The organism is Microbispora sp. NBRC 16548 (assembly GCF_030268985.1).
Classification (GTDB): domain Bacteria; phylum Actinomycetota; class Actinomycetes; order Streptosporangiales; family Streptosporangiaceae; genus Microbispora; species Microbispora catharanthi.
This window is the reverse complement of record NZ_BSSF01000003.1, coordinates 318,557-340,088: the sequence shown is the minus strand read 5'-3', so window position 1 is coordinate 340,088 and position 21,532 is coordinate 318,557. Positions and strand designations below refer to the sequence as shown.

The 21,532-nt window shown below is 71.5% G+C and carries 18 protein-coding genes; 8 read left to right on the top strand and 10 right to left on the bottom strand.

Features of this window, described 5'->3' with window-relative positions:
• Positions 1–10: 10 nt before the first annotated feature.
• The 4 genes from QSK36_RS09475 to efeU are packed head-to-tail and all read right to left on the bottom strand — an operon-like array spanning position 11 to position 3,793.
• Complete coding sequence (locus QSK36_RS09475; RefSeq protein ID WP_285782090.1) at positions 11–487, bottom strand: RrF2 family transcriptional regulator; 477 nt, start codon at positions 485–487, stop codon at positions 11–13.
• Positions 488–533: 46 nt separating this feature from the next.
• Positions 534–1,802 (bottom strand): iron uptake transporter deferrochelatase/peroxidase subunit, encoded by a 1,269-nt coding sequence (gene efeB / locus QSK36_RS09470; RefSeq protein WP_285782089.1) that lies wholly within the window; start codon positions 1,800–1,802, stop codon positions 534–536.
• Positions 1,799–2,935 carry an iron uptake system protein EfeO gene (gene efeO, locus QSK36_RS09465; RefSeq protein WP_285782088.1) on the bottom strand — a complete coding sequence of 379 codons (1,137 nt, stop codon included), beginning with the start codon at positions 2,933–2,935 and terminating at the stop codon, positions 1,799–1,801. The genes efeB and efeO overlap by 4 nt, the downstream gene beginning before the upstream one ends.
• Positions 2,936–2,950: 15 nt before the next feature.
• The gene (gene efeU, locus QSK36_RS09460) at positions 2,951–3,793 is read right to left on the bottom strand and encodes an iron uptake transporter permease EfeU (RefSeq protein WP_285782087.1); all 843 of its coding nucleotides are present in this window, start codon (positions 3,791–3,793) and stop codon (positions 2,951–2,953) included.
• A gap of 400 nt (positions 3,794–4,193) precedes the next feature.
• Here efeU and QSK36_RS09455 point away from each other — a divergent pair, with 400 nt between their 5' ends.
• Both QSK36_RS09455 and QSK36_RS09450 read left to right on the top strand, forming a co-directional pair.
• On the top strand, positions 4,194–5,777 hold the full coding sequence (locus QSK36_RS09455; RefSeq protein WP_183531331.1) for an ABC-F family ATP-binding cassette domain-containing protein: 1,584 nt from the start codon (positions 4,194–4,196) through the stop codon (positions 5,775–5,777).
• Positions 5,778–5,820: 43 nt separating this feature from the next.
• On the top strand, positions 5,821–6,786 hold the full coding sequence (locus tag QSK36_RS09450; RefSeq protein WP_285782086.1) for a hypothetical protein: 966 nt from the start codon (positions 5,821–5,823) through the stop codon (positions 6,784–6,786).
• Positions 6,787–6,852: 66 nt separating this feature from the next.
• Here QSK36_RS09450 and QSK36_RS09445 read toward each other — a convergent pair whose 3' ends face one another.
• Positions 6,853–7,119 carry a TFIIB-type zinc ribbon-containing protein gene (locus tag QSK36_RS09445; RefSeq protein WP_182902512.1) on the bottom strand — a complete coding sequence of 89 codons (267 nt, stop codon included), beginning with the start codon at positions 7,117–7,119 and terminating at the stop codon, positions 6,853–6,855.
• 19 nt (positions 7,120–7,138) lie between these two features.
• On the bottom strand, positions 7,139–7,984 hold the full coding sequence (locus QSK36_RS09440) for a phosphotransferase family protein (RefSeq protein WP_183531333.1): 846 nt from the start codon (positions 7,982–7,984) through the stop codon (positions 7,139–7,141).
• A 22-nt stretch (positions 7,985–8,006) separates the two neighbouring features.
• Here QSK36_RS09440 and QSK36_RS09435 point away from each other — a divergent pair, with 22 nt between their 5' ends.
• Positions 8,007–8,906, top strand: a complete 900-nt coding sequence (locus tag QSK36_RS09435) for a TIGR03619 family F420-dependent LLM class oxidoreductase (protein ID WP_285782085.1) — start codon at positions 8,007–8,009, stop codon at positions 8,904–8,906.
• Positions 8,907–8,952: 46 nt separating this feature from the next.
• On the opposite strand, the gene QSK36_RS09430 is transcribed toward QSK36_RS09435, so the two are convergent.
• A complete protein-coding gene (locus tag QSK36_RS09430) occupies positions 8,953–9,273 on the bottom strand; it encodes an alpha-amylase inhibitor (protein WP_285782084.1) in 321 nt (106 codons plus the stop codon).
• Positions 9,274–9,399: 126 nt separating this feature from the next.
• On the bottom strand, positions 9,400–10,461 hold the full coding sequence (locus QSK36_RS09425) for an LLM class flavin-dependent oxidoreductase (RefSeq protein WP_285782083.1): 1,062 nt from the start codon (positions 10,459–10,461) through the stop codon (positions 9,400–9,402).
• Between the two features lie 89 nt (positions 10,462–10,550).
• Here QSK36_RS09425 and QSK36_RS09420 point away from each other — a divergent pair, with 89 nt between their 5' ends.
• Positions 10,551–11,330 carry an HAD-IIA family hydrolase gene (locus QSK36_RS09420; protein WP_139572906.1) on the top strand — a complete coding sequence of 260 codons (780 nt, stop codon included), beginning with the start codon at positions 10,551–10,553 and terminating at the stop codon, positions 11,328–11,330.
• A gap of 42 nt (positions 11,331–11,372) precedes the next feature.
• Entirely contained in the window at positions 11,373–12,008 is a 636-nt protein-coding gene (locus QSK36_RS09415) for a hypothetical protein (RefSeq protein ID WP_285782082.1), read from the top strand.
• 45 nt (positions 12,009–12,053) lie between these two features.
• On the opposite strand, the gene QSK36_RS09410 is transcribed toward QSK36_RS09415, so the two are convergent.
• Both QSK36_RS09410 and QSK36_RS09405 read right to left on the bottom strand, forming a co-directional pair.
• On the bottom strand, positions 12,054–16,562 hold the full coding sequence (locus tag QSK36_RS09410) for an NACHT and WD repeat domain-containing protein (protein ID WP_285782081.1): 4,509 nt from the start codon (positions 16,560–16,562) through the stop codon (positions 12,054–12,056).
• A gap of 122 nt (positions 16,563–16,684) precedes the next feature.
• Complete coding sequence (locus tag QSK36_RS09405; RefSeq protein WP_285782080.1) at positions 16,685–17,866, bottom strand: PucR family transcriptional regulator; 1,182 nt, start codon at positions 17,864–17,866, stop codon at positions 16,685–16,687.
• Between the two features lie 122 nt (positions 17,867–17,988).
• Between QSK36_RS09405 and QSK36_RS09400 the strand changes: the two genes are divergently transcribed.
• From QSK36_RS09400 to QSK36_RS09390, 3 genes are read left to right on the top strand one after another with little or no spacing between them, the layout of a single operon-like run.
• The gene (locus QSK36_RS09400) at positions 17,989–18,555 is read left to right on the top strand and encodes an urease subunit gamma (protein WP_285782079.1); all 567 of its coding nucleotides are present in this window, start codon (positions 17,989–17,991) and stop codon (positions 18,553–18,555) included.
• Between the two features lie 5 nt (positions 18,556–18,560).
• Entirely contained in the window at positions 18,561–20,219 is a 1,659-nt protein-coding gene (locus tag QSK36_RS09395) for an urease subunit alpha (RefSeq protein ID WP_285782307.1), read from the top strand.
• Positions 20,220–20,238: 19 nt separating this feature from the next.
• Complete coding sequence (locus tag QSK36_RS09390; RefSeq protein ID WP_285782078.1) at positions 20,239–21,528, top strand: MFS transporter; 1,290 nt, start codon at positions 20,239–20,241, stop codon at positions 21,526–21,528.
• Positions 21,529–21,532 lie beyond the last annotated feature (4 nt).

Genomic DNA, 21,532 nt, shown 5'->3' with positions numbered 1-21,532 from the left:
AAGGTGGGGATCAGTCGGTCATGCGGCCATAGTTGCGGCGGGTGCGCGCCGCGCCCGCGGGGCCCTGCTCCATGAGGTCGGCGATCGTACGGCCGGCCAGTTCGCGCCGCCACGCCAGCTCGGCCTGGCGCATGAGGCTGGAGATGCCGCAGGGCCGGTCGAACTCGGCGCCGGCGTCACGCCCGCTCGCTCCGCGCTTGCGGATCTCCGTGCAACGGAACGCTTCGAGCGGCCCCTCCATGGCGGTGACGACGTCCATCACCGTGATCCGATCGGGTGGGCGGGCGAGCGACCAGCCGCCCCGGACGCCTGGAGTGGAGGTGAGGATCCCGGCGCGGGCGAGTGGCTGCAGCCGCTTCTTCAGGTACTCCTGCGGCAGGTCGAACCAGGCGGCCAGCCGGCGGATCGACACGGGGGCCTGGTCGTCGAGCCAGCCCAGCGTCACGCAGCAGTGCAGCCCCCACTCGACGCCCTCGCCCATCCGCATAACCGGGACTATACACGTCCCGGTTATCGCGGAGGCGGCGGAGATGTCAGGCGAACAGTGTGCGGCCCCAGTAGTCGCCGCCGTCGGTCACTCCGGGCGGGCAGGCGAACAGGCCGCTGGAGACGTGCTTGATGTACTCGTTCAGCGCGTCCTTCTGGGACAGCATCCGCTGGATGGGGACGAACTGCTTGCGGGGGTCGCGCTGGTAGGCCATGAAGAACAGGCCGGCGTCGAGCCGCCCGAGGCCGTCGGATCCGTCCACGAAGTTGTAACCGCGCCGCAGCAGCCGCGCGCCGCCGTGGGCGTCGGGGTGCGCGAGCCGTACGTGCGCGTTGCCGGCGATCACCGGCGTGCCGTCCGGGCCCTTATTGGCGAAGTCCGGCGCGTCGAACTCCCCGTGCCCGGTGAGCGGCGCGCCCTTGCCCTTGTCGCGGCCGAAGATGGCCTCCTGCTCGGCCAGCGGGGCGCGGTCCCAGGTCTCGATGTGCATCCGGATCTTGCGGGTGACCAGGTAGGTGCCGCCGTCCATCCAGGCCGGGCCGTCGCCGGGCGCGGCCCACAGGTGGTCGCGCAGCATGGCGGTGTCTTCGAGCTTGAGGTTGTTGGTGCCGTCCTTGAAGCCCATGAGATTGCGCGGCGTCGCCTGCGCCCGCGAAGTGGACGAGGTGCGCCCGAACCCGAGCTGCGAGTAGCGGACGGAGACCTTGCCGAAGCCGATCCTGGCGAGGTTGCGGATGGCGTGCACCGCCACCTGCGGGTCGTGCGCGCACGCCTGCACGCAGATGTCCCCACCGGAGATCTCGGGCTGCAGGTCCTCGCCGGGGAAGGCGGGCAGGTCGGCCAGCGCGGGCGGCCTGCGGTCGCCGAGGCCGAACCGCTCGTCGAACAGCGACGGGCCGAAGCCGACGGTCAGCGTCAGGCCGGAGGCCGGCAGGCCGAGCGCCTCACCGGTGTCGTCCGGCGGCGCCTCGGGCGCCCCGCCCACGGCGCCGAACGTGCCGGCGTCCTTGCCCTGGGTCATCCGGGCCGCGGCGGCGGTCCACTCCTGGAGCAGCTCCACCAGGTCGGCCTTGTTCTTCGTGATCACATCGAACGCCACGAAGTGCAGCCGGTCCTGGGCGGGAGTGGTGACGCCCGCCTGGTGCGGGCCGTAGAAGGGCACGGGGTCGGAGGCCGAGGCCGCGTGGGCGACCGGCTCCTCCGCGAACGACCGGGTGACGACGGCGCCCGCACCGACGGCGGCCACGCTCGCCGCGCCGAGGCCGAACAGCCGCCTGCGGCTGATCCCGTTGCTCACTGTGCTCTTCCGGGTCACCGGGCCACCACCGAGGCTACCTTGCTGATCGGCTCGGCCAGGGCGTTGATCGCGTCGGACAGCGCCCTGAGGTCGTCCTTGGACAGGTCCGTGTGCAGCTTCCAGCCGTCGCCGCTGCGGTGGGCGGCGAGCGCGTTCTCGGCGTCGGCGAACTTCGCGTCGAGCGTCTTCACCAGCTCGGCGTCGCGCTCCTCCAGCACCGGGCGCAGCGCCTGGACGGCGGCCTTCGAGCCCTGCAGGTTGGCGTCGAAGTCCCACAGGTCCGTGTGCGAGTAGCGGTCCTCCTCGCCGGTGATCTTGCCGGTGGCGACCTCGTCGAGCAGCCCCTTGGCGCCGTTGGCGAGCTGCACCGGGGACAGGTCGACCGTCGCGGCCTTCGTCACGATCGTGTTCACGTCGGTCATCAGCTTGTCGGCGATCGGGCCGTCGCCGCCGACGTCCTTCTTGACCCACAGGTCCTTCTCGATGCGGTGGAAGCCGGTCCACTCCTCGCCGTCGGGCACGTCGTTCTCCCGCGCGTCGATGGCCGGGTCGAGATCGCCGAAGACCTCGGCGACCGGCTCGATCCGCTCCCAGTAGGTGCGGGCGACCGGGTAGAGCTCCTTGGCCTTGGCCACGTCGCCGGCCTTGACGGCCTCGGTGAACTCCTTGGTCTTGTCGAGCAGCGTGTCGGACTGGCTCTTGATGTAGCGCTTGTAGCTGGCCACGGCCTCGGCGAGCCTGGCGTCGCCGGTCAGCGGCTTGTGCTCGCCGCTGACCTTGAGGGGGCCGCGGATGCCCTTGCCGGTCATCCCGGGCTTGCAGGCGGTCTCGTACACGCCCGCTGGAAGTTCCACCACGACCTCGCGGGTCAGGCCGGGCACGATGTTCTCGACCTCGCCCATGACCCGGTCGCCCGCCGCGTACACGTAGAACTCGGTCACCTTCGTGCCGTTGTTGGTGATCGAGAAGGTCGAGGTGCCGGCGGCCAGGTCGGACTTCGCCACCTTGCACTCGGTGTCGGTGGCGGCCACGGTGATCTTCCCGTCGCCGGCCGCGGTCGCCTCGGTCGTGGTGCCGGAGCCCGTGGACGAGCATGCGGTGAGACCGGCGAGGGTCAGCGCGGCGGCGGCCAGGACGGTGGGGGTGCGCATTTCGGTGGACTCCGGTCAGGAAGCGGGCTGGGGAGACTTGGAGGCGGGGCTCGCCGGCGTCTTGGCCGCGGGCCGCAGGAACAGGATGAGGACGGGAACCAGGTAGACGACCCAGGCGACGGCCTCCAGCACGCTGGGCTGCGGGGTGATGTTGAACATCCCGCTCAGCAGCGTCGAGTACCAGGCGCTGGGGTCGAGCACCCCGCTGATGTCGAAGGCGTGGGTGTTCAGACCGGGCACCAGTCCCGACTCCTGCAGGTCGTGCACGCCGTACTTGAAGATCCCGGCGGCCACCAGGACCAGCAGCAGGCCCGTCCAGGTGAAGAACTTCGTGAGGTTGATCCGCAGGGCGCTGCGGTAGAGCCCCCAGCCCAGCGCGACGGCGGTGAGCAACCCGAGCGTGATGCCGATCAGCGGGCTCGCGCTGCTGGTCGCGCCCTGGACGGCGGCGAACCACAGCAGCGCGGTCTCCAGTCCTTCGCGGGCGACGGCCAGGAACGCCACCACGACCACGGCGGTGGCCCCGAGTTCCAGGGCCGCGCCCATCTTCTCCCGCAACTCGCCCGACATCTTGCGGGCCGCCGTGCGCATCCAGAAGATCATGAAGGTGACGAAGACGGTGGCCGCCAGGGATGTCACGGCGTCGAACATCTCCTGCTGCTGCGTGGCGAGGTGGGCCGCGGTGAAGGTCAGCAGCGCGCCGAACCCGACGGAGAGGAGGACGGCGACGCCGACGCCGGCCCAGACCATGGGCAGCCGCTCGCGGCGGCCGCTCTTGACGAGGAAGGCCACCAGGATGGAGACCACAAGAGAGGCCTCAAGGCCCTCTCGAAGGCCGATGAGGTAGCTCGCGAACACATCGTCCTCCGGACGGTCGGTAAGCCTAACCTAACTTAGGGCAGGTTCACCTTACCGACAAGGTCCCGAACTCGTGGAGCGGGGTAGGCCTTTTGTCACCTTCAGGGACGGGTGAGACTACGGCCCGCCCTCGCCGGCAAGGAGGACGCCGGGTGGCGGCCCGGCGCCCGGCCGATTAATTCGATGGCGTCCCCTTCTCCGTCCCGCGTATGGTGACGGACGTCCTGCCGCCGCACCCTGGAGGGTCACTTGGAGCTCTGAGGTCTCGACACCGCGCCCACGGCCGCCATCGGTGGTCCGGCGCAGCGACCTCAGGCAGACCCTCGCCTCGCGGCCCGTGCCCGCGGTGTCTCCACGGTTTGTTCACCATTTCGCCCTTGGGGATGCCCGGAGCCGCCTTATGTCTCATTCCATTGTCTGTACGGATCTGTCGTTCTCCTGGTCCGACGGGACGCCCGTCTTCGAGGAGCTCGACTTCGCGTTCGGCGCCGGCCGCACCGGGCTCATCGGCGTCAACGGCAGCGGCAAGTCCACCCTGCTGAAGCTGATCGCCGGAGAGCTCACCCCGACGAGCGGCTCGGTGTCGCTCACGGGGCGGCTGGGCTACCTGCCGCAGAACCTCCCGCTCGGCGCGAGCCGTACGGTGTCCGACCTGCTGGGGATCACGCCCGCGAGGCAGGCGCTGCACGCGATCGAGCGGGGCGACCTGAGCGAGGCGAACTACGACGCGGTGGTCTGGGACGTCGAGGAGCGCGCCCGCGCCGAGCTCGACCGCCTCGGGCTCGCGGGGGTGGACCTCGACCGGACGGTCGCGACGCTCTCGGGCGGCGAGACCGTCATGGTCGGGCTCGCCGCGCGCTTTCTCGCCGAGCCCGACGTGCTGCTGCTCGACGAGCCGACCAACAACCTCGACCTCGACGCGCGGCGGCGCCTGTACGACGCCGTCTCGTCCTGGACGAGGACGCTGGTCGTCGTCAGCCACGACCGCGCACTGCTCGACCTGGTGGACCAGATCGCCGACCTGCCCGCCCGCCGCACCTTCGGCGGCACGCTCGGCGAGTACGAGGAGGTGCTCGCGGTCGAGCGGGAGGCCGCCGAGCGGATGGTCCGCGCGGCCGAGGGCGACCTGCGCCGCCAGCGGCGCGAGCTGATCGAGGCGCACACCAAGCTGGCGCGGCGGGTGCGCTACGGCAACAAGATGTACGAGCAGAAGCGCGAGCCGAAGATCATCATGCAGGAGCGCAAGCGCCAGGCCCAGGTCTCGGCGGGCAAGCACCGCACGATGCACGAGGAGAAGGTGGCGGCCGCCCGCGAGCGGCTGGCCGAGGCGGAGGAGGCGGTGCGCGACGACGCCGAGATCCGGGTGGAGCTGCCCGCCACCGAGGTGCCGGCCGGGCGCACCGTACTCGAACTGGACGGCCTGCGCACGGCCGCCGGGCCGATCGGCGACCTGGTCGTCCGCGGCCCGGAGCGGGTCGCCCTGCTGGGGCCGAACGGCTCGGGCAAGACGACCCTGCTGCGCACGATCCTGGGGGAGATTCCGCCGGGTGATGGCTCGGTCCGGCTCGACGTCCCGGTGCGCTACCTGCCGCAGCGGCTCGACGTGCTCGACGACGCGCTCAGCCTGGTCGACAACGTGCGGGCGGTCGCGCCCGCGGCGTCGGTCAACGCCGTCAGGGCCGGGCTCGCCCGGTTCCTGTTCCGGGGCGCACGGGCCGAGCGGCCGGCGGGCACGCTCTCGGGAGGTGAGCGCTTCCGCGCCGTGCTGGCCTCGCTGCTGCTGGCCGAGCCCGCGCCGCGGCTCCTGCTGCTGGACGAGCCGACCAACAACCTCGACCTGGCCAGCGTGCGCCAGCTCGCGCAGGCGCTGTCGGCCTATCGGGGCGCGCTCGTGGTGGTCTCCCACGACCTGCCGTTCCTGGAGTCGATCGGCATCACCCGGTGGCTCACCCTGGGCCCGGAGGGAGCGGCGTCGTCGGCGTGAACCTGTGTTGACAGCGTCCGCTCACCGGCTGACAGTGTTTCGCGTGATCTCCCCCCGGACCTTCTCACGTACCGTCCCGGCCGGTGCCGTCGCCGTGCTGGCCGCGTCCGTCACGCTCGCGGCCTGCACGGGATCGCCCGGCGGATCGGGAAAGGCCGCCTCCGGCGAGGAGGCGGCGCCGTCCGCCGCCGCCTCCGGCCCGCCGGCGTTGACGCCGGAGGCGTACCGGAGCGCCCTCGACGCCGCCGGCCGCCCGGCCCGCACGGCGCTCGCCGCCGTCGCCAAGGCGCGGACCTTCCGATCGCTCCACCAGCGCATCGACCGGGCGGAAAGCGCCCTGGAATCCGCGCTGGAGCGGCTCGGCGGCCTGCGGCCTCCCGCGGACGTCGCCCCCGAGCACGCCGACTACGTCGCGGCGCTGCGCGGCCTGAACGGCAGGCTCGGCGCGCTGGACGAGGACGTGACGTCGCACGTCCTGTGCAGCGGGACGGCCGTGCTGGCCGGGCTCGGCCGGTCGGGCGAGTTCAAAGACTTCAGGGCTTCCGCGGGCGACCTCGCGAAGGCCGGAGACTACCCGGTGGTCCAGATCAAGCCGCCGGCCCAGCGCGCACGCCGCCTCGGCAACGGCGCGACGCTGCTGTCGGCGATCCGCGGCGGCCGGGGCAGCCTGACCGTGAAGAACGGCGGCACGCAGGACGGCGTCGTGACCCTCGTGCGTGGAGGGCGCAAGGCGGTCAGCTTCTACGTGCGCAAGCGGTCGACCGCGAAGGTCGCGAACATCAAGGACGGCACCTACCGCGTCTACTTCACCACCGGCGTGGACTACGACAGGGGCACCCGTGCCTTCACCAGGAACTGCGGCTTCTCCAAGTTCGACGACGCGCTGAAATTCCAGACCGTCTACGCCGGGTACAGCGTGAGGTGGAGCGACTGGACGCTCACCCTCGACGCAGTGTTCGGCGGGAACGCCACCACGAGCGAGGTGGACCCGGACGCGTTCCCGGGATGACCGGACACGCGGAGGCCGCGGCCCGGATCCGGACCGCGGCCTCCGTCCGAAGCCTTCAAGAAGGGGTCAGCTGGAGAACAGCATGCCGATCCAGCTGTTGTGCCCCCGATGGTGGTGGCCGTGGTGGCCGCCGTGGTGACCGCCCCAGGCGGGCCCTCCGTGCGCGGGCGGCGGCGGAGCGTACTGGTGCTGGGCCCACTGTGACTCCATGCGGGTCAGCGTCTCCAGCTCGCCGTAGTCAAGGAAGATCCCCCGGCAGTTGTCGCACTGCTCGATGTGGACCCCGTTGCGGTCGAACGTCCGCATCCGTCCACGGCACTTGGGGCACTCCATGTGACGAACTCTCCCTCGGTCAGGTCTCGGCCTCCGTGGCCGCGACGATCCTCCCACAGGCGGACACCAGGGCCTCGGCGGCGTCGTCGGGCGGTTCCCCCGCTCGCGCCGCCGTGGCCACCGCCGTCGCGGCCAGTTGGACGGTCAACGCCCGGGCCGGCGCGTCGAGTTCCCGCCACGGGTCGTCCGCGGAGACGGCGGTCCCGCCCGCCGCGAGGTAGGCGGTCAGGAAGCGCTCCCAGTCCCGCGGGTCGAGCAGGCCGGCGGCGTACCACGCGGCCGGGCGGGCCAGGTCCCACGCCGGGTCGCCCGCGCCCAGGTCGTCGGGGTCGATCAGCAGCCACGCGCCGTCGTGCCGGACGATCTGGCCGAGGTGCCAGTCGCCGTGCGTCAGCGCGCCGCCCGCACGCACCGGCGGCAGCGTCGCGTACGCCGCCCGGACGGGCGCGGCGACCGGGTCCGGGACACCGGCCGCCGCCAGGTCGGCCATGGCCCTGGGCAGCCGTGACGGTCCCCCGGCGGGCGGCAGCTCCGGGGGGGCCGGCCGGGAGTGCAGCAGGGCGAGCAGCCGGCCGCCCTCCTCCCACGGGGTGGTCCCCGCGTCGACGTCGGCGATGGTCAGCGCCTCGCCTGCGGGCCAGATCGTGACGAGCCTACCGTCCAGCCGTTCGAGGCCGAGAGGGGCCAGCATGACGCCGGGCAGGTTCCCGGCGGCGTCGAGGCGGGCACGCAGGGCGCGTTCGTCGGTGTCCGGGGGATGCGCCTTGACGACGACGTCGCCGGCCCGGACCACGAGCACGCGGGTCTGCTTGAGCACCGTCACCGGCCCGTCGCGGCGCGCCAGCCGCGCCAGTTCCTCGATCACGGGGACACCCTAAAGTGCCCTTATGAGGATTGGGTTTTCCGTGCCGGTGTCGGGCTCGTGGGCGACACCGGAGAACATGAGGCGGATCGCGCGCCGCGCGGACGAACTCGGCTACCACGGGGTGTGGACCTTCCAGCGCCTGCTCTATCCGGTCGGCAACCCGATGGGGCCGGTCTACCGGAGCGTGCACGACCCCGTCGTCGCGCTCGCGTACCTGGCGGGCGTCACGGAGCGGGTACGGCTCGGCGTGGCCGTGCTCAACCTGCCCTTCGTCTCCCCGGTCCTGATGGCCAAGCAACTCGCCTCCCTGCAGGAGGTGTCCGGCGGCCGGCTCGACGTGGGCCTGGGGCTCGGCTGGCTGCCCGAGGAGTTCGCGGCGTCGGGCGTGCCGATGGAGCGGCGGGGCAGGCGCGGCGAGGAGTACGTCGGCCTGCTGCGGCGGCTGTGGACCGAGGACGTCGTCGAGCACAAGGGCGAGTTCTACGAGGTGCCGCGCTCGCACCAGGACCCGAAACCGGCCACGCCGCCGCCGGTGATGCTCGGCGGCACGGCCCGGGTGGCGCTGGAGCGGGCCGGGCGGATCGCCGACGGCTGGATCAGCTCCAGCCGCGCCGACCTGGACACGATCGACCAGCAGATCGCCGTCGTGAAGGAGGCGGCCCGGAGGGCGGGCCGCGACCCCGGCGCGCTGCGGTTCGTCGTCCGCGGCGTCACCCGCGTCCGTCCCTCCGACGAGGGCCCGCTGACCGGGTCGTACGACAAGATCCGGCGGGACGTCGAGGCGCTCGAGGCCAAGGGCGTGACCGAGGTCTTCCACGACCTCAACTTCGACCCGGAGATCGGCAACCCCGAGGCCGACCCCCGCGACTCCATGCGCCGGGCCGAAGAGGCACTCGAAGCCCTCGCTCCCGCGGGGCGCTGACGTCCTGGGCGGACGCCCGCTCAGGCGGGCGTCCGCGAAGCGAACCTCAGGAGCAGTTCCACCTGATGCCCTGGTAGTTCAGCCCGTTGCCCCACTTGTACGTCCGGTAGTGACCAGGGCGGACGATGTAGCAGGGGCTGTCGGGCCCCACGCGCCGGACGGAGAAGGAGACGGTGTAGCCGCAGTTGTTGGTCACCTTCACCGTCTGGGTGACGTAGCCGGACGAGTGGTTGACGCGCGCGCAGCTCGCGGCGCTCGCGGACGCCGGGGCGGCGGACGCGGCGCCGGCCTGAGCGGCGGCGGCGACGGTCAGCAGCGCCGCCGCGGACAGGGTCAGGACGCCGTTGCGGATCCCCCGTTGGATCATGGTCCATCCTTTCGCCGAATGTCCCGGAGAGGCCCCTCCCCTCCGGGCTCCGTCGTTTTTGATGACCGTCGGTCCGCCGAGGTTCGCGATCTCCGCGAGTTTTCCCGCAACCGCTTCCGCCGGGGATCAGGGGATCATGCCGTACGCGCGGGCGATCAGCTCGTAGGAGCGCAGGCGCGCCGCGCCGCCGTGGACCTGCGTGGTGATCATCAGTTCGTCGGCCCCGGTGCGCTTGCGCAGCTCCTCCAGCCCGTCCCGCACGGTCTGCGGGTCGCCGTGGACCACCGTCGACAGCCGTTCGCGGACGAACTCCCGCTCCATCGGGGTGTACGGGTACGCCTCCGCCTCCTCGGGAGTGGGCGTACGGCCGGGCCGCCCATGTCGCAGGCGCAGCCACGACAGCGCGCCCGGCATGACCTGGCGCAGCGCCTCCTCGTCGGTGTCGGCCGCGACGGCCGCCACCCCGATCAGCGCGTACGGCCGGTCGAGCACCTCCGAGGGCCGGAACGAGGAGCGGTAGAGGTCGAGCGCGGGCTCGGTGTTGCCGGCGCTGAAGTGGTGGGCGAAGGCGAACGGCAGCCCGAGCAGCCCGGCCAGCCTGGCGCTGAACCCGCTGGAGCCGAGCAGCCAGATCGGCGGGCGGCCCGTGGCCGCCGAGTCGGCACCGCCCGGCACGGCCCGGATCTTCTCGTACGGATGGCCGGGCGGGAAGGAGCCGTCGAGGAAGCCGGTCAGCTCGGCCACCTGCTGGGGGAACTCGTCGGGGTCCACCTCGGCCGAGCGGCGCAGGGCGTTCGCCGTGGCCATGTCGGTGCCGGGGGCGCGGCCGAGGCCGAGGTCGATGCGGCCGGGATGCAGCGCGTGCAGCGTGCCGAACTGCTCGGCGATCACCAGCGGGGCGTGGTTGGGCAGCATCACACCGCCCGAGCCGATCCGGATCGACCTGGTCGCCGCCGCGAGGTGCGCGATGAGCACGGCCGGAGAGGAGCTCGCCACTCCGGGCATTCCGTGGTGCTCGGCGACCCAGATGCGGTGGTAGCCCCACTCCTCGGCCCGGCGGGCCAGTTCGGTGGCGTCGCGCAGCGCCTCGGAGGGCGTGGAGCCCTCGCCGACGGTCGCGAGCTCCAGGATCGACAGTGGCGCCTCGGCCGTCCCACGCGGCACCCCGCGGATGTTGTCCTCGCTCATGTTCGGCCCAACCTGAGGTCGCATCAGGATATTTCCGGACACGGTGAGGGATGTGCTTCGGTGCACCGTCACCTGCCATGCTTGGACACATGAGCGAGCGAAAGCCCATCGAGTCGTGGCTGTCCGACATGGACGGGGTGCTGGTCCACGAGGGGCAGCCGGTGCCGGGTGCCGACGAGTTCATCAGGCGGCTGAAGGAGTCGGGGAAGCGGTTCCTCGTCCTGACGAACAACTCGATCTACACCCCCCGCGACCTGTCCGTACGGTTGCGCGCGGCCGGGCTGGAGGTGCCGCCCGAGGCGATCTGGACCTCCGCGCTGGCCACCGCCAAGTTCCTCGCCGACCAGCGGCCCGAGGGCTCGGCGTACGTGATCGGCGAGGCGGGGCTGACCACGGCCCTGCACGAGGTCGGCTACGTGCTGACCGACCTCGACCCCGACTACGTGGTGCTGGGCGAGACCCGCACCTACAGCTTCACGTCGATAACGCGGGCGATCCGGCTGATCGACAACGGCGCCCGCTTCATCGCGACCAATCCCGACCCCATCGGCCCCTCGACCGAGGGCTCGCTGCCGGCCTGCGGCGCGGTGGCCGCGATGATCACCAAGGCGACCGGAGTGGAGCCGTACTTCGTCGGCAAGCCCAACCCGATGATGATGCGCAGCGCGCTCAACCGGATCGACGCGCACAGCGAGACCACCGCGATGATCGGCGACCGCATGGACACCGACGTCGTCTGCGGCATCGAGGCCGGCCTGCACACGATCCTGGTGCTCACCGGCGTCACGCAGAAGGACCAGATCGACCGGTATCCGTTCCGGCCCACGCAGGTGGTCAACTCCGTGGCCGACCTCATCGAGCTGGTCTGAACCTGACGTGGTCTGTCACGTACAGGTGTCATGCTGACCGGCATGAACCATCGCGTCTACCTGGAAATCGGCCCGAAGAAGGTCTTCGCCTGCTCGATCGACTGGCCGGGCTGGTGCCGCATCGGCAGGACGGAGGAGGCCGCGCTCGACACGCTCGTGGACTACACGCCGCGCTTCCGGGCGATCGCCGAGCGGGCGGGGCTGGAGTTCGCGCCGGGGGACCCGGCGGTCGTCGAGCGGGTCAAGGGCGACAGCACGACGGACTTCGGCGCGATCTCCGCCATTCCGGACTTCGACCGGGAGCCGGTGGAGGCGCCGGAGGCCGCGCGTGCGGCCGCCCTCGCCCGCGCGGCCTGGGCGGTGTTCGCCGAGGCGGCCGCGGCCTCCCCGGAGGAACTGCGCAAGGGTCCCAGGGGCGGCGGCAGGGACAGGGACAAGATGGTCGCCCACGTCGTGGAGGCCGAGCGCTCGTACGCCCGGAAGATCGGCGTGCGGCACAAGCCCTTCAAGGACGAGGCAGGCCTGACCGCCATGCGCGACGACATCGCGCGGGTGCTCGAGCGGCCCGCAGAGGCCTTTCCTCCCGGTGGTGAGGGCTGGCCCGTCCGGTACGCCGCCCGCCGCATCATCTGGCACGTCGTCGACCACATCTGGGAGATGGAAGACCGCCGCATCTAAGAGGCATTTGATCTGAATACGTAGCTGGACGCCGGCTTGGCGTATTCACCGGCATGTCTCCTGGTAAGGAAGTCCCGGGATGAATTGAGCCCATCGCATGGGGTCGAGGCCATGTCCTGTGATGGCGCACGCGCGCTCGACCGCGTGGCTCTGCAGATCCACAATGCCGGAGATGTCCCACCGGCTCACGCTGCCATGGAAGGTGCCGACGGCCAGCGATCTACCGTCCGGCGCGAATGTCAAAGCTCTCAGGTCCTTGTCGGGCAGGGACATGAGGGCGGTGAGCCGGTGCGGGGCGGCGGGGTCGGTGACATCCCAGAGGGACAGCGAACCTGCGATGTCCACGCTGGCCAGTATCCGCCCGTTGGGTGAGAAGGCCATTCCCGAGGTCGAGATCGAGCTGGCTAAAGACATGATGCCCTTGTTGGGGTCCGCGGCTCCCGCGAGAGGCTGGCCGATGCGGACGGGCCGCTTCTGATCGGATATGTTCCATAGGACGATCTTGTCGTCCGAGCGGCCGGCCGCCATGATTCGGCTGTTGGCGGAGAACGTCACGGATGTCACGTCGGAGGTGTCGCCCGTCAGGATCGGGACGGTCCGCTTGGCCGGGTGCGCCGGGTTGGACACATCCCACAGCGTTAACTTGCCATCGAAGTCGTAAATGTTGCCGACTGCCAGCGTCCGGCTGTCCGGCGTGAACGCCGCCACCAGCACGATCACCGCCGGCAGGTCTCTTTCCACTCGTACGGGATGCATGGGATCGGACAGGTCCCACAGAGTGGAGGTATTGGCGTCTCCGGTGATCAGCATGCGTCCGTTGGGAGAGAACATCGCTGGGGCCGCGGCCGCGGACAGCGGCACGCCTCGCTGCACGGGATGGGCCGCGTCGGACAGGTCCCACACGGTCACCGCGCCGTTTGAGCCGCCTGTGGCCAGCAGGCGCCCATCGGGCGAGAGCGTGGTGTTCGATCCGGGTACGGTGGCGCCGATCTCGCCGGGACGGGCGGGATCGGTCAAGTCCCATAGCGAGACGACACCTCTCCTGCTGCCGGAGGCGAGGACCGTGCCGTTGGGGCGGAACGTCATCGCGTCCGCTCCTTCGAGCGTCTTGCCGCGCTGGGCAGGCCGGCCGTTGTCGCTGAGGTTCCATAGGATGACGGTCTTATCCCTGCCGCCCGTGGCCAGCGTGCGGCCGTCGGGGGAGAACGCGGCCGACATGACCCAATCCGTATGGGCGCTGAGCGGTGAGGTTGCCTGGACGGGGTGGGACGGGTCGCTGATATCCCAGAGGGCGATGGTGCCGTCGTATCCGGTGACGGCCATGGTGGCCGCCTTCGGAGACAGGGCGAAGGTGTTGTTGTTGCCCGTCAGGGCGGGGCCGATGCGAGTGGGCACGGTCTTGGTGACATCCCACAGGGCGAACTGTGCGCGCTTGTTCGCCTTGACATCTTGGACTCTCGTTGCCAGCAGTCGCCCGTCGAAGGAGAAGGCGGCAGGCGCGCCGACTTTGATGGGGGAGGCCAGCCGCATGGGTTGCTGTGCCGGGTCGGTGAGCCGCCAGAGCAGCACCTCGTCGTCACTCGCCGCGGCGAGGGCACGCCCGTCGGGGGAGAACGACACCGATTCCACGTTCTTGGTCAGCCCCGCAAGGGAGGAACTTCGGCGGGTGACGCGGGTGGGGTCGGACACGTCCCACAGTTCGACCCTATGAGCGTCGCGGCCGACCGCGAGGGTGCGCCCGTCCGGGGAGAAGGCGATCGCGGTGACGTCGTCGTAGGTGCCGCTCGGTGACGAGCCACGGCGCACGGGTTTGGCGGGGTCGGAGATGTCCCAGAGGGTGACGGCTCTGCCGCCGTCGTCATTGGTGGCCATGAGGTGACCGGTCGGGGCGAACGTGACGAGCGCCGTCTGAGCGTTGTCGATGACCAGCGGGGCGCCGAGCCGCCGCGGCCGTACTCGGTCCGACAGGTCCCAGAAGACGACCGCGCCGTAGACGCTGGTGGTCACCGTGGGCTGAGGGGAGGGGGTCGCCGGTTGGCAGGACGTCTGTCCGTCCGGACAGGAAGGGCCGCCGGCGCTGCATGCGGTCCCGTCGCAGGATGGGATCGGCTTGGTCGTCTCGATCCGGCTGGTGGTGGCCAACAGGCGGCCGCCGGGGGAGAACACCACCGAATCGACCGTGTCAGAGTATTCGCCCAGAGTCCCGGCATACCGGGTCGCGGTGAGCGTGCCGACCAGGCTGGCGCGCGTCTGGGGGTCGGATTGGACGCTCTCGGCGGAGATGCCCAACAGCAGGGCCAGCCGGGGGTCGGTGGTGCGTGCCGCCTCAGCCTCTGAGACCAGTAGGCGAGCGGTCGCGACCCGCTGCTGCTTCAGGGCCACCTGCCGCTGCTCGCGGACCGCCCTGCTCTGGATGAGTGCGACTCCGGCGAGGACCACGGCGGCGGCCAGCAGTGTGGAGAGTGTGACCAGGGCGAGTCGGCGTTGACGCCTGCCGCGTTCCTCAGCCCGCACCGCGGCGTCCAGAAATGTCTTGGGGACGCCCGTGAGAGGGGACGGGCCGAGCCGCCCGGTCTGCCACCGCTGTTCAGCGTGCACGATGGCGGCCAGACGTTCCCCACGGTAGAGGTAGGAGGCGTGACGGCCGTCGCGGTCCCATTCGTCGGCGTCGTCGAGGAGTTGGCTGCGCAGCGCGTGTGCGGCGAGGTCTGCCTCAAGCCATCCGGTCAGCCGGGGCCAGGTCCGTAGCAGCGTGTCGTGAGAGATCTGGACCGAGGCCGCGTCGACCACGATGAGCCGCCGCCGCGCGAACAACTCCAGCACGTGGTCCACCTGAGCGCGATCGGCCTCATCGAAGGCGGCGCGCAGGTCGGGCAGGCGCACGGCGCGCCGGGCCAGCCTGTTGCCGGGCGACACGGTGGTCAGCTGCTGGAACAGCCGTCGAGCCAGGTCGCGTTCGCTCGCGCCGAGGCTGTCGTAGGCGGCCTCGGCGCTAGTGGTGACGGCCTGTGTGACGCCACCGGTCAGGGCGTACCCGCGACTGGTCAGGCGGTTGCCCTCGCGATGTTCCCAAACCGTGAGCATGCTCTGCGACAGCAGGGGCAGTGCCCCCGGCTCGTACCCGCCCGAGGGGGAGCGCAGTTCGCTGAGGATGGTGTCGACCAAGCCCGGCTCGATGTCCAGGCCCGCGACGTCGGCGGGCCGTGTGATCGCGATTCGCAGCTCGGTCTCGGTCATCGACCCCAGCACGAAGGGGTCCCGCAGGGCCACGGCCAGCTCGGGATGGCCGGCGCACCGGTCGATGAAGTCCCCGCGGACCGCGATCACCACGAGCGCGGACGGGACGTCGTCCGCGCCACTCGGGATCGTCGCCATCGCGTGCAGGGCGCGGATGAACGCCAGACGCTCGGCCGTCGCGGTCTCGTCGTCGCCGGTGAAGACTTGCTCGAACTGGTCGACGATCAGGACCAGCCGCGCCTTCGAGACGGTTTCAGCGGGCAGGGACCGGCGACGGGCGTCCTGCCCCAGAGCCTGCCGTACCAGTAGGTGGGCGCGATCAGGGTCGGCGGTCAGCGTGTCGAGCACATCGGGCGCGGCCAGGCCGGCCAGGCCGGCGAGCAGGGTGGCCAGAGCGGACATCGGGGAGCGTGGCTGCGGCTCGATGACGTGTCGCGGCCAGTGCCCGGCCTCGCGGGACAGATCACCGCGCGCGATCGCCGGGAGGAGCCCGGCGCGTAACAGCGAGGACTTGCCCGCGCCGGATGCCCCGGTCACGACCAGTGGTCCGGAAGCGGCGGGTCGTCGCGACAGGATGCTGACCAGTTCGGCGGTGGCGATGTCACGCCCGGCGAAGACCTCTGCGTCCGCCTCACCGAAAGGGGCCAGACCCTGGTACGGGCTGCCATCGCTCCAGCGCGGCGTCTCGCCGCCGTTTGGCGTCTCGTGCTCGTGGCGGGTGCGGCGTTCGATGAGTGACAGCAGATTGAGCAGCAGCCGGGTGTCGGTGGCCTGCTGGTACTGCAGGCTCACCGCGAGTTGAAGCTCGGCCTGGTTGCGGTCGATGCCTTCCTGGAGCGACCGCAGGTGTCGTTCCATGGCCGACATGACGAACGCGAACTCAGCGAATTCCTCACTCAGACCGGCCAGGCCCGCGGTCAGGGCCGACTGCAGCTCCCGATCGCCGACTTGAACCGCGGCGTCGATCGCCGCCTCGGCCAGTCCGAACTCCCGGGTCAGCCGCGCGATGTCGCGCCGCAGCGTCTCCGCGTGTTCACCACCCGCTTCCAGCACCTCCTGGATCCGCTGTCTTATCTCGGCGGCGACCTCCTCTGCGGAGGGCTTGCGGCCGGTGACGGTCAGCCGGGAAAGCCCGGCCTTGATCAGGTCGGTCAGCACATTGCCGCCGATCGCAGAGACGGCGCCGAGCCCTGCGCCTGCCAGGCCGACGCCCGACACCAGCACCGGCGCCAGTGCTCCGGCAGACAGCACGGCCAGCAGCACCGGCGGCGTCCACCGCACCACACCCGTCCCCATGGCCCGGATCAGATGACCCATCTGGGCACGCGGCGCTCCAGGCCGATCGTCGATCGGTTCACCGCTCACTCCCGCACTATCGCCGCCATGACGGGCGACAGCAAGCAGTGCAAGGCGCTCCCCTACCGCGACCTCTCCTGTTGCTAGGGGAAGGCGCCGGCGGCGCGCAGCGCGAGGGCGACGACGGCGGCGTCCTCGGGGATGCGCACGTCGCGGCCGGTGAGCTCGCGGAAGCGCGCGAAGCGGTGCTGCACGGTGTTGCGATGGCAGTACAGGGCCGCGGCCGTGTCGGCGACCGAGCCCGAGCCGCCCAGGTGGATCCGCACGGTCTCCAGCAGCCGCTCGCCCTCCGACCCGCCCAGGGCGGACAGCGGGCCGAGCACCTGGTGCGCGAGCTCGGCCGCCAGCTCCCCGCTCCCGCCGACGAAGACGTCCAGCCAGGCGTCCTCCAGCCGCCGCGGCCCCGCACCGGCCCGCGACGCCCCCGCGGCCGCCGAGGCCAGCCGTACGGCACGGGAAACCTCCGACAGGCCGCTGACGACGGGGGAGACGCCGCAGCGGACCCCCGCGAGCGCGGCGACGACCGACCGCGGCGGATCGGCGGTCCGGGCCGGCGGCTGCACGATCAGCACGTCGCCGGTCGGCGACTCGTGCCGATAGCAGTGCGCCCCGCTCCCGCCCGTGCTCCCGGCCATCGCCGCCTCCGCCGCGCGCAGCGCCGCCCCCTCCCCGGGATGGGCGACCACGGCGAGGAGCGGCTGCGACGGGTCGAACCCGAGGACCCGGCCGGCGTCGCGCACCACGTCGGGATTGCGGCCCTGGTTGTCCATGAGCCGGGTGAACCAGGCCCTGCGCTGGTCCTCCCGCTGCCGTCCCATCTCCAGCACCGCCCGCTGGTAGCCCGTCATCAGCCCGGTCACGTGCTGCTCCACCGCCTCCCAGACCAGGTGGGCCCCGGCGATCAGGCCGGGCAGCGCCTCCGGCGTCACTCGCGCGTTCATGGCCTGCCAGAGCACCCGGGCGTCCAGCCGCGCGGCGGCCAGCAGCGACTCCAGCGGCACCCCCTGCCCGGCCCTGCGCTCCCCGACGCGCTCGGACAGCCCGGCCATGCCGGGGGAGACCGATCCCGTGGCGATGTGCCGCAGCAGCATGTCCAGCCCGGTCAGCGCCGTGCCCCGCAGTTCGTCCCGGCAGACGGGCGGGTCGGGTGACCCGTACGGGTCGACGAGCTCGACCTGGGCCAGCCACCCCTCGACGATGTCGTCGATGTCGTCGAGGCAGCGCAACGCGAGCTCGGTCACCGGGGCCGGAGGGGGAATGTTCATCTGCACAATGTAGCCGCCGATTTCCGCGACGGAATGCCGTTGGGAAGGGCCCTGGCCTGCGCCTACGGTTGACTCGCCCGTAAGGACGGGTCATTGAGCGGAGACGAAAGCGAGGGCGGACTGTGCACCTGACGCCTCGCGAGCAGGAGCGGCTCACCCTCTTCACGGTCGCGGAACTGGCGCGGCGGCGCCGGGCCCGGGGCCGGCGGCTCAACGCCCCCGAGGCCATCGCCCTGCTCTGCGACGAGATCCTCGAACAGGCCTGGGACGGCGCGTCCCTGGAGGAGGTCGTGGCGGCGGCGCGGTCGCTGCTCACCGCGGACGACGTGATGGAGGGCGTGCCCGACCTGGTGCCGCAGGTGCAGGTCGAGGCGCTGTTCCCCAACGGCACGGCCCTGGTCTGCGTCGACACCCCCTTCGGCGTGGGGGACGGGCGCGGCCCCGGCGCGGTGGAGACCGCCGACGGGGAGCTGCGCCTCAACGCGGGGCGCGATCGGGGGCGGATCACCGTGCGCAACGAGGGCGAGCAGACCGTCTACGTCTCCTCGCACTTCCCGCTCGACCAGGTCAACCCCGCCCTGTCCTTCGACCGGGCGCGGGCGAAGGGCATGCGCCTGGACATCCCGGCGGGCACGGCGCTCGCCTTCCCTCCCGGAGTGGAGCGGCTCGTGGAGGTGGTGAAGGCGTGACGACCATGCCGAGGGAGACCTACGCGAGGATCTACGGCCCGACCACGGGCGACCGCGTACGGCTCGGCGACACCTGCCTGTGGATCGAGGTCGAGCACGACGACACGCCGTACGGCGACGAGTTGCTGGGCGGATGCGGCAAGACGCTGCGGGACGGGCTGCTGGCCTCCCCGCGCGCCGACCGGGAGTCGGCGCTCGACCTGGTCGTCACCAACGTCGTGCTGCTCGACGCCGTTCTCGGTGTGCGCAAGACGGCCATCGGCGTCAAGGACGGCCGGGTCGTCAGCATCGGCGGCGGGGACTTCGCGATCGACTCGCACACCGCGATCGTCACCGGCGAGGGCCTCATCGCGACGCCGGGCGTCATCGACTCGCACGTGCACCTGTCCTCGCCCGAGATCGCTCCGGCGGCGCTCGCCTCCGGCGTGACGACCGTCGTGGGCATGGGCCTCGGCGGCGTCTGGGACGTGGGCTGCAACCCCGCGCACAACCTGCACACGCTGATGAGCGCGTGGCGGGGCACCCCGATGAACGTCGCCTTCCTCGCCCGCGGCTCCTCCAGCTCGACGAGGCTGCTGGAGGAGGCCGTGCTCGCCGGCGCCGGGGGTTTCAAGATCCATGAGGACTTCGGCGCGACCCCCCGGATCGTGGACACCTGCCTCGGGGTGGCCGAGCAGGCGGATCTGCCGGTGGCGCTGCACACCGACTCGATGAACGAGTCGGGCTACCTGGCCGACACGATCGCCGCCGCCCGGGGCCGCACGGTGCACGCCTACCACGTGGAGGGCGGCGGTGGCCACCCCGACCTGCTCCAGATCCTCTCCGAGCCGAACATCCTGCCGTCGTCCACGACGCCGACCATCCCCTACACCACCAACACGGTCGGCGAGCTGTTCCCGATGACGATGACCGTCCACCGGCAGAACCACCACATCGGCAGCGACGTCGAGGTGACCCGCAGCCGGATCAGGGCGCACGCCATCGCGGCCGAGAACGTGCTGCACGACCTCGGCGCCATCAGCATCGTCAACTCCGACTCGATGGGCATGGGACGGATCGCCGAGACGATCCGCAGGACCTGGCAGCTCGCCCACCTGCAGGCACTGCGCGCGGGGGCCGGCCAACCGGACGCCGCGCGGCCCGACAACGCCCGGGTGCTGCGCTACCTGGCCAAGCTCACACTCAACCCCGCCGTCGCCCACGGGATCGCGCACGAGGTCGGCACCCTCCAGCCGGGGCGGCTGGCCGACATCGTGCTGTGGAACCCGGCGTGGTTCGGCACCAAGCCCGAACTCGTCATCAAAGCCGGCTTCGTCGCCTGGGGCGTGTCCGGCAGCGGCTCGGGCTCGACCCGGCTGACCCAGCCCCGCATCTACCGCCCGTACTTCGGCGGGCTCGGCGACGCGCCGGCCCGCCTGTCGCGGATCTTCGTCGCCCACGAGGCGCTGGACTCCGCGGACGCCCGTGAGGCGCTGCCCGCGGGCCTGCGTTACGCGGCCATCCGCCGCGCGCGTGGCCTGACCAGGGCCGACATGTGCCGCAACACGGCGACCCCGCGGGTCGAGGTCTCCAGGGAGCCCGACCCCGTCCTGGTGGACGGGGCCGAGGTCCACGTGGACCCCGCCACCGAGGTGCCCCTGTCCCGACTGCATCACTTCGCCTAGTCCCCCTGGTGATACGCAATTGAGTACGAGCAAGGCCCGCGGCGCGGGCATCGCCTCCTTCGTCGGCACCTCCATCGAGTGGTACGACTTCTACATCTACGGAACCGCCTCGGCGCTGGTGTTCGGCAAGCTGTTCTTCCCTGAGGCCAGCCCCACGGCGGGCGTCATGGCGTCCTTCGCCACGTTCTGGGTCGGGTTCCTGGCCCGTCCTCTCGGCGGTGTGGTCTTCGGCCACCTCGGCGACCGCATCGGCCGCAAGGGCACACTCATCACCACGCTGCTCCTCATGGGCGGCGCGACGACCCTGGTGGGCGTGCTGCCCACGTACGCGTCCGTCGGCATGGCCGCGCCCGTGCTGCTGGCCGTGCTCCGGCTGGTGCAGGGCATCGCGGTGGGCGGCGAGTGGGGCGGCGCCGTGCTGATCGCCGCCGAGCACGCCGGGCCCAAGCGCGTCTTCTACGCGGCGTTCGCCCAGCAGGGGTCGCCCGCGGGCTCGATCCTCGCCACCGGCATGTTCGCGCTGGTCAACCTGCTGCCCGACGACGCGTTCCTGTCGTACGGCTGGCGCATCCCGTTCCTCGCCTCCGCCGTCCTGCTCGTGATCGGGCTGGTCATCCGGCTGCGGGTGGAGGAGTCGCCGGAGTTCGTGCGGATGCGCGAGCAGCGGGAGGTCGCCAAGCTCCCCGTCGCCGAGGTCTTCCGCACGGCCTGGCCGCTGGTGCTGCTCGGCATCGGCGCGAGCGGCGTCGGCATCGCGTCGGCCTACTTCACCAACACCTTCATCCTGTCGTGGGCCACCACCGACCTCGGCATCACGAAGGGCACGATGCTGAACGTGCTGCTCGTCGTGTCGGTCGTGCAGTTCGTCACGCAGCCCGTGGGGGCCGTGCTCGGCCAGCGCTGGGGAGCCGCGAAGTTCATGCTGGCGGCGTTCACGGTGCTGATCGTCATGACGCCGGTGACGTTCCTGCTGGTCGGCACCGGTTCCGCGCCGCTGGCCACGCTGGGCCTCGCCCTGAGCATCGTGTTCGGCGGCGCGTCGTACGCGGCGCTGGCGGGCTTCCTCGCGGAGGTGTTCCCGGCCAGGGTGCGCTACACCGGCATCTCGCTGTCCTACCAGTTGTGCGGCGCGCTGATCGGTGGCACCACCCCGCTCATCGCGCAGGCGCTGCTGACCTGGTCGGGGACGATCTGGCTCGTCGTGGCGCAGTACATCGTGATCATCCTGCTGACGATGGCGTGCGTCGCCGGCCTGCGGTACCGCTCCGCCCTCGCGGCGAAGGCCCGGCCCGTCACCACGGCCGCCTGAGCAA